The 6,167-nt window shown below is 66.9% G+C and carries 6 protein-coding genes; 4 read left to right on the top strand and 2 right to left on the bottom strand.

Going from position 1 to position 6,167, the window contains the following annotated elements; translation table 11 throughout:
* A partial coding sequence (locus ACWEOO_RS19280; protein ID WP_452144140.1) for a TetR family transcriptional regulator occupies nt 1–218 on the bottom strand: 218 nt, incomplete at its 3' end.
* Nucleotides 219–492: 274 nt separating this feature from the next.
* Here ACWEOO_RS19280 and ACWEOO_RS19275 point away from each other — a divergent pair.
* Nucleotides 493–1,479, top strand: coding sequence for a TerC/Alx family metal homeostasis membrane protein (locus ACWEOO_RS19275; protein WP_363714400.1), 987 nt, complete (start codon nt 493–495; stop codon nt 1,477–1,479).
* On the opposite strand, the gene ACWEOO_RS19270 is transcribed toward ACWEOO_RS19275, so the two are convergent.
* Nucleotides 1,463–2,704, bottom strand: coding sequence for an MFS transporter (locus ACWEOO_RS19270; RefSeq protein ID WP_452144139.1), 1,242 nt, complete (start codon nt 2,702–2,704; stop codon nt 1,463–1,465). The two genes, ACWEOO_RS19275 and ACWEOO_RS19270, sit on opposite strands and share 17 nt — an antisense overlap.
* Nucleotides 2,705–2,969: 265 nt before the next feature.
* Between ACWEOO_RS19270 and ACWEOO_RS19265 the strand changes: the two genes are divergently transcribed.
* The 3 genes from ACWEOO_RS19265 to ACWEOO_RS19255 all read left to right on the top strand — a co-directional run bounded on the left by ACWEOO_RS19265 (nt 2,970) and on the right by ACWEOO_RS19255 (nt 6,148).
* On the top strand, nt 2,970–3,857 hold the full coding sequence (locus tag ACWEOO_RS19265; protein ID WP_452144138.1) for a phosphotransferase enzyme family protein: 888 nt from the start codon (nt 2,970–2,972) through the stop codon (nt 3,855–3,857).
* Between the two features lie 345 nt (nt 3,858–4,202).
* On the top strand, nt 4,203–5,201 hold the full coding sequence (locus ACWEOO_RS19260) for an ABC transporter permease (RefSeq protein WP_363714394.1): 999 nt from the start codon (nt 4,203–4,205) through the stop codon (nt 5,199–5,201).
* On the top strand, nt 5,198–6,148 hold the full coding sequence (locus ACWEOO_RS19255; RefSeq protein ID WP_452144137.1) for a carbohydrate ABC transporter permease: 951 nt from the start codon (nt 5,198–5,200) through the stop codon (nt 6,146–6,148). The genes ACWEOO_RS19260 and ACWEOO_RS19255 overlap by 4 nt, the downstream gene beginning before the upstream one ends.
* Nucleotides 6,149–6,167: the final 19 nt, after the last annotated feature.

Genomic DNA, 6,167 nt, shown 5'->3' with positions numbered 1-6,167 from the left:
GGGCCGTCGTCGACGGCGGCCCGCGCCGCGGCGGCCTCGCACTCGGCGATCCCAAGCTCCTCCAGTGCGCGGATCAGCGCGTCCCGCCCGGCGAACAGCCGGTTCAGAGTGGCGCGGCTGATCCCGGCCGCCCGGGCGACCTCGTCCATGGTCGCGGTGGACTTCCGCATCAACAGGCCCGCGGCGGCCCGCAAGACCTGCTTCCGATCGACTGCCATGAGACGATGGTACCTCATATGAGACATTGATGTCTCATATTGGCGTCCGATCTAGTTCTGCAGCCAGTATGCGGTATACCATGCTGCGAACGCGCCGGGTACCTATAGACTTGGCGCGTTTGTGGAGGGGAGTATCCCCGAAGCGGCAGCGTCGTCATCACGGGAGGCCTGGGCGGCCGAACCGGTGCTGCCGGCCCGGAGTCATCCGGGTGGGAGAGACCTCCGGACCAAGCAGCTGTTCGCCGACGTCCGGAGGTTCGTCATGGTCTCTGTCATGTCCCCAGCCGTCTGGGTGCTGACGATCATCGGGTTGCTCGCGATCGTCGCGTTCGACCTGATCGTGATCGCCCGCCGCAACCACACCGTGACGATCAAGGACGCCACCCGCTGGGTGCTGTTCTACGTCGGCCTGGCCGGGCTGTTCGCGCTCGGCCTGTTCCTGTTCAGCCCGGGACAGTCGGGCAGCGAGTTCGTCGCCGGGTACATCACCGAGTACAGCCTGAGCGTCGACAACCTGTTCGTGTTCGTGATCATCATGGCCCGGTTCGCCGTCCCGAGCCTGGCGCAGGACAAGGTGCTGTACATCGGCATCGTGGTCTCGATGCTGCTCCGCGCGGTGTTCATCCTGGCCGGCGCTGCGGCGATCTCGGCGGCCAGCTGGGTGTTCTACATCTTCGGAGCGTTCCTGGTCTACACCGCGGTCCGCCTGGCGATCGAGGGCGAGAACGACGACGAGGACTTCCAGGAGAACGCCGCACTGCGCGGGCTGCGCCGGGTTCTCCCGCTGTCGCACGACTACGACGGCGCCAACCTGACCACCCGGATCGACGGCCGCCGGATGCTGACCCCGCTGGTGATCGTGATCTCCGCGATCGGGATGGCGAACGTGATCTTCGCGCTCGACTCCATCCCGGCGATCTTCGGGCTCACCCAGGACGCCTACATCGTGCTGACCGCGAACGCGTTCGCGCTGATGGGCCTGCGGCAGCTGTACTTCCTGATCGGCGGGCTGCTGGAGCGGATCGTCTACCTGAACGTCGGCCTCTCGGTGATCCTCGCGTTCATCGGCGTGAAGCTGATCATCGAGGCGCTGCACGGCTCGCACATCGACGACATCGGCGCGATCCACCTGCCGCACATCGGCATCCTGACCTCGCTCGGCTTCATCATCGGCACCCTGTTCGTCACCACGGTCGCCAGCCTGATCAAGTCGTCGTACGACAACCGCCGCGAAGCCGTCCGGATCAAGATCGACGAGTGACGGCCTCGTCCGGGACCCGGGTGCGCAGGTAGAGCGCGGGGATCGGGACGAGGATCAGGCCCGACGCGAGCAGTGCCGCCCGCAGCGACGAGCGGCCGACCGCGCCGAGCGGCGGGCCGCCGGCCACCTGACCGATCGCGTTCGCCTGCGACACCATCGACAGGACGGTCGCGCGGGACCGGGAGTCGATGTGCCGGTTCAGCCATGCGGACTGGACCGGGTACGCGACCGTGCCGGCGACGGTGGTCAGCCACAGTGCCGCCAGCGCGGGCCAGAGGCTGCCGGACAGCGCGAAGCCGACCACACCGACGATCTGCAGCAGCGCGAACGTCGCGAGGATCCCGGTCGGGTGCGCCGCCGACAACCGCTCCGGGGAGAGCCGGTCGAGCGTCACCGACGTACCGAGCGACAGCAGCGTGCCGATCAGGGCCAGGACCGTGAACCAGAACGCCGGGTCCGACGTACCGAACACGGTCGGGAAGGTGAAGGTCAGCATCTTCACCGACCACAACCAGTCGAACGCCTCGCTCGACAGGCCGCCGATCAGGCTGACCACGACCAGCGTCCGTACGACGGGGCGCCGCCGGGCGACCCCGAGGCCGTGCTTGAACGTCTCCGCCAGGTGCCGGAACGTCTCCCGCTCGGCGCGCGGGGTGCGGTGGAAGTTCTGCTCGCGCATGAACAGCGCGAGCAGCAGGCCGAGCAGCATCATCCCGGCGCCGGAGATCACCATCGGCAGCGGCAGGCTGATCAGTCCGAGACCGCCGGCGGTGACGATGCCGGCGATCTTCGCCGCCAGCTCGAACTGCTGCGCCCGGACGAACACCCGGCCGGCCTGCTCGGCGCCGATCTCGTCGGTGATCCAGGCCTGGTCGGCGCCGGAGGTGAACGTGAAGCCGACGCCCCACAGCACCTGCGCGGCGAGGATCGCCAGGAACGCGGGCACCAGGCCCTGGAGCAGGAAGCCGGCGCCGATCAGCAGGAAGCCGATCACGATCGAGAGCCGGCGGCTGTACAGGTCGGCGACGATGCCGGTCGGGATCTCGAAGAGGAAGCAGGCCACTTCGAGCGTGGTCCCGACCAGGACCATCTGCAGCGGGTCGAGTCCGGCGTCGCGGACGTAGTACACCAGGTTCAGGGTGAAGGACAGCGCGGCGAGGAAGGACCAGGCGGCGTTGTAGACGTAGTACGTCCGGGTCGGGTCGGCCGATCGGTACGAAGGCATCGCGGGGTGCTCCTGAGGGCGCGTGCGGGCAGGACGAAGCGCGACCAGAGGTCAAACGCTTGGTTTCGGCGCACGCCGTGGTGCGCTGTCAGGAGCGGGTTCGCATGCCGCCAAGAGTAGGGCAGCACCCGGCGCGTCCGCCCTCGAATTACCCGGCCCCGCTTGGTCATCAGGAGTAGTATCGACAGTGCCTGGCCCGGCCGTTCCCCCGTGATGGTCGGGTCAGGTTCCTGTCTGGCCCCTCCCGAGCTGCGACCATGCTCGGATGCTGCGCACACCCCCGCTCGACGCCTTCGGTCTCGACACCGCCCGGCTCGAGCCCACCCGCCCCGGTGACGCGGACTCGATCGGCAACGGCAACTGGCATCTCTGGACCCGGGACGGCGAGCACCACATCCTCCGCCGCTACCACGTCCTGCGCACCGAGTCCGACCTGACCTTCGAGGCGCAGGTCCTCGACCACCTGACGGCCCGCGGCTGGAGTGTGCCCGCGCAGCTCGGCCCGCCCGTGCGCTTCGAAGACCGGCTCTGGGCGGTCACCCGCTACGTACCCGGCCGACCGCACCAGGACGAGACCGCGGCGCAACGAGCCGAGCGTGGCGAACTGCTGGCTCGCCTGCACGCGGACCTCGCCGGCCTCGACCTCGGGCGTCGCGAGGGCTTCTTCCAGGCGGCGGACCTGGATGCGATGGGGGAGTTCCAGGACTGGGCCCGGGGTGTCGAGCTGCTCCGCGGACAGCATCCGTCGCTCGCCGACCGGGCATCGCGCGCGATGGACCGCGCCAAGCAGCTGGTGGCCGACCGCGAGTTGCTGGCCCTGCCGCAGACCATCGTGCACGGCGACTTCGCGAGCTGGAACCTGCACTTCGACGAGCGGGGCCGGTTCGCCGGGGTGATCGATTTCGACCTGTGCCACCCGGACAGCCGCGCCTGGGAGTTCGTCATCGCCCGCGTGCACAGGGCCCCCGAGATGATCGACGGCTACCAGCGCACCGCCGCGGATCCGCTCGGTGAACGGGAACTGGCTGCGATCGAGTCGTTGCAGGTCGTGCTGCGCGTTCTGATGGTGATGGCCGAGCTCTGGAACGGTCAGCGCGCCGGCCGGTTCGACGAGGTGGCGATCGGGCGGCAGCTGACCAAAGCCAGGTCTTGACATGGGTCGCCGTGGGCGGGTTGACTGCTACATAGTTAACGTAAGAAATAAATTCTGGATCGGTCCGGTGTCGGTGGCTCAGAGCGACCCCGGGTGTGATCGGCGTGTGCCCGGATCCGGTGGCTGGCCACCGGATCAGCTGGCGTTTGCCGACCGGTAGTTGCTGGAGGCAACGCCACGAATCCCTTGTCGGCAAGGGATCTGAGCACATCGGTCACCGTCCGGTATCGACCGGCCGGGAAACTCTTCCGCTGCCCTGGGATCTGTGTCATCCTCCGGGATAGCGAAACCCGAGATCCTATCGGATATCGGTTCCACTCCAGCGCGTGAGGGAAAGGATGCGGAGTGAGCGCAACCTTCGAGGTGAAACCGGCGCCCGCGGCACCGGCGCCGCCGGCGGCGGCAACCGCCCGGAAACCACCGCGAACGAGTCGCCGGACGCAGGCCCGGCGCAGTCTTCGGCGGCACTGGCAGCTCTACCTGCTCGTCGTCGTACCGCTCGCGTACTTCGTGATCTTCAAGTACGTCCCGATCGCGAACGCGGTGATCGCGTTCAAGAACTACAGCCCCATCAAGGGCCCGTGGGGCAGTGAGTGGGTCGGCTTCCGCAACTTCGAGCTGTTCTTCCAGAACCCGGTCTTCTGGACCCTGGTCAAGAACACCTTCCTGCTCTCGGTCTACACGGTCCTGGCGAGCTTCCCGATCCCGATCATCCTGGCGATCGCGCTGAACGAGATCCGCAACGGCCGCTTCAAGAAGATCGTCCAGCTCGTCACGTACGCGCCGTACTTCATCTCCACCGTGGTCGTGGTCTCGATGACGATCCTGGTGCTGTCGCCGCGGCTGGGCTTCGTCAACGACGCGATCGGCCTGTTCGGCGTACCGTCGGTCGACTTCCTCGGGCGGCCGGACTACTTCCGGCACATCTACGTGTGGTCGGACGTCTGGCAGACCACCGGGTACTCCGCGGTGATCTACCTGGCCGCGCTGTCCGGGATCGACCCGGCGCTGCACGAGTCGGCCAGGATCGACGGCGCCAGCCGGCTGCAGCGGATCCGGCACGTCGACTTGCCCGGCATCATGCCGACCGCGGTGATCATCCTGGTGCTCGGCGTCGGCAACATCATGTCGATCGGGTTCGAGAAGGCGTTCCTGCTGCAGAACCCGCTGAACACCGCGCAGTCGGAGATCATCGCCACCTACGTCTACAAGACCGGTCTGCTGAACGCCGACTTCAGCATGGCGACCGCCATCGGGCTCTTCAACTCGGTGATCAACCTCTTCCTGCTGCTGGGTGTGAACTTCGCCGCCAAGCGCATCACCGGAAACGGACTCTGGTCATGAGCCTTACCTTGCAAGGATTCCGCCGTACGTCGGCCCGCCGGCACGAGTCGCAGCGCACGACGATCGAGGAGACGCGCACCGACAAGATCTTCCTGCTCGGCGTGAAGATCATGCTCTGGATCGCGCTGATCGTGGTCGCCGTACCGCTGATCTACATCGTCGCGAACTCGTTCAGCAGCCCGTCGGCGGTCAGCGCCGGCCGGGTGCTGCTGTGGCCGATCGAGCCTTCGCTCAAGGCCTACAAGGAAGCGTTCAGCGACCCGCTGATCATGAAGGGCTACCTGAACTCGTTCATCTACGCGATCGGCGGCACGCTGATCAGCGTCACGCTGACGATCGCGATCGCGTACCCGCTGTCCCGCCGGACGTTCTTCGGCCGGAACGTGATCATGAGCGTGCTGATCTTCACCATGCTGTTCTCCGGCGGCCTGATCCCGACGTACCTGGTGGTCCAGGACCTCGGCCTGCTGAACACCCGCTGGGCGATGGTGATCCCGAGCGCGATCGGGGTCTGGCAGGTGATCATCGCGCGGACGTTCTTCCGCAGCACGATCCCGGAGGAACTGTACGAGGCGGCCACCATCGACGGGGCGAGCGACCTGCGGTTCCTGTGGTCGATCGTGCTGCCGCTGTCCAGGCCGGTGATCGCGGTGATCGCGCTGATGTACGCGATCTTCCAGTGGAACAGCTACTTCGACGCGCTGATCTACCTCAAGGACCCCGGCCTGTACCCGCTGCAGATCGTGCTGCGGAACGTGCTGATCCTGAACACCCTCACCGGGTCCACCACCACGACGAGTCTGGCCCAGCAGCTCGAACAGCAACAGCTGGCCAACGTCCTCAAGTACGCGCTCATCGTCATCTCGAGCCTGCCCGTACTGATCATCTACCCGTTCGTCGCCCGCCACTTCACCAAGGGCGTGATGGTCGGCGCGGTCAAGGGCTGAAAGGCCCACCTCCAGAAGG

This window comes from Kribbella sp. NPDC004138 (assembly GCF_053603655.1).
The sequence above is the reverse complement of the archived record's forward strand: the minus strand, read 5'-3'. Positions and strand labels throughout refer to the sequence as shown.

Bases quoted from the DNA above. Each gene is read 5' to 3' on its own strand.
- ACWEOO_RS19275 (WP_363714400.1), top strand. From the start codon at position 493: ATGTCCCCAGCCGTCTGGGTGCTGACGATCATCGGGTTGCTCGCGATC.
- ACWEOO_RS19270 (WP_452144139.1), bottom strand. From the start codon at position 2,704: ATGCCTTCGTACCGATCGGCCGACCCGACCCGGACGTACTACGTCTAC.
- ACWEOO_RS19265 (WP_452144138.1), top strand. From the start codon at position 2,970: ATGCTGCGCACACCCCCGCTCGACGCCTTCGGTCTCGACACCGCCCGG.
- ACWEOO_RS19255 (WP_452144137.1), top strand. From the start codon at position 5,198: ATGAGCCTTACCTTGCAAGGATTCCGCCGTACGTCGGCCCGCCGGCAC.